This window comes from Pseudomonas sp. SDO55104_S430, from assembly GCF_054070595.1.
On record NZ_JBSVXG010000459.1, the window covers coordinates 1 to 1,581 of the forward strand.

1 protein-coding gene is annotated in these 1,581 nt (G+C 63.2%); it reads right to left on the bottom strand.

Annotated features, from left to right (window positions below; genetic code table 11):
* Positions 1 to 198: 198 nt before the first annotated feature.
* Positions 199 to 1,341 carry an FMN-dependent L-lactate dehydrogenase LldD gene (gene lldD, locus ACW9JE_RS30660; RefSeq protein WP_457434897.1) on the bottom strand — a complete coding sequence of 381 codons (1,143 nt, stop codon included), beginning with the start codon at positions 1,339 to 1,341 and terminating at the stop codon, positions 199 to 201.
* Positions 1,342 to 1,581 lie beyond the last annotated feature (240 nt).

A 1,581-nucleotide genomic window follows, 5' to 3' on the forward strand; every position in this document is an offset into this window, starting at 1 on the left:
CGGGGATGGTGATGGCGGCGCTGGTGGCGATCATCATTATTCTGGCGATGTCGGGGATGCGGGTGCATTTCGACTAAGACCGCGAACTCTGCAGGAGCGAGCTTGCTCGCGATGGTCGTCAACGATGACGCGGGGGATCAGGTGCCCAGCGTTGTCTCGACCTCCATCGCGAGCAAGCTCGTTCCTACGGGGGAGGGGTCAGCCGATGGAGCGTACGAGGATCGATTCGTCGATCTGATCAATCGAGGTCACCCCGGTCAACGTCATGGCCACGCGCATTTCCTTGGCAAAAATGTCCAGCATGTTCTCCACCCCGCGTTGCCCATCGGCCGCCAGTGCGTAGGCCATGGAGCGACCGAGTAGTACGCCCTTGGCTCCCAACGCCAGCATGCGCACCACGTCCAGACCGGAGCGGATGCCCGAGTCCACCAGTACGCTCAAATCGTTGCCGATCGCCTGCATGATCGGCGGCAGGGCGTGGGCGGTGGAGAGGACGCCGTCGAGCTGGCGACCGCCGTGGTTGGAGACGACGATGCCGTCGGCGCCAAAGCTGACGGCGTCGCGGGCGTCCTGGGGGTCGAGGATGCCCTTGATGATCATCGGGCCTTGCCAGAAATCACGAATCCATTCCAGGTCGCTCCAGCTGATCGACGGGTCGAAGTTGTTCGCCAGCCAGCCCATGTAGTCCTCCAGCGTCACGGCCTTGCCCAGGTAGCGGGAGATGTTGCCCAGGTCGTGGGGGCGCCCCAACAGGCCAACGTTGTAGGACCAGTCGGGACGGGTCATGGCCTGGAGGATGCGCCGCGTCGAAGCGAACGGGCCGGACATGCCGGAGTGGGCATCGCGGTAGCGGGCGCCGGGGGTGGGCATGTCGACGGTGAATACGAGGTTCCGAACCCCGGCGGCCTTGGCGCGTTCCAGTGCGTTGCGCATGAAACCGCGGTCCTTGAGCACATAGAGTTGAAACCAGATCGGCTGTTGGGTGCTGGACACCACTTCCTCGATCGAACACACCGAGACGGTCGACAGGCATAGGGGGATGCCCTTGTTCTGCGCCGCCTTGACCGCCTGCACTTCACCCCGGCGGGCGAACATGCCGGTCAGGCCCACCGGCGCCAGGGTAATGGGCATCGCCTGGCGCTGGCCGAAGAGGGTGGTTTCCAGGCTCAGGCTTTCGACGTTCTTGAGGATCCGCTGGCGCAGGCTGACGCTGCTGAGGTCGGCGCTGTTGGCCCTCAAGGTGTGCTCTGCATAGGCGCCGCCGTCGATGTAGTCGAACAGAAACCTTGGAAGTTTGCGACGTGCCGCTTCGCGGTAATCCGATGCAGAAGAGATGATCATGGATGGGTAGGCCTTGGTCTTGGGGATGGCGAGATTTGAGGAGGGTAGCGTATGTGTGGGGTGTTGCGGGTACATTCGATGGTGATGTTGACTCGGCTGCCGTCTTCGCGGGCAAGCCACGCTCCCACAAGGGACAGGGCTACCCCAGGGTTTTGTGTTCGCCGAAAATCCTGTGGGAGCGGGCTTGCTCGCGAAAGCGGTGTGTCAGCCACGAATCTGTCGACTGACACGCCCCCTTCG

Bases quoted from the DNA above. Each gene is read 5' to 3' on its own strand.
- lldD (WP_457434897.1), bottom strand. From the start codon at position 1,341: ATGATCATCTCTTCTGCATCGGATTACCGCGAAGCGGCACGTCGCAAA.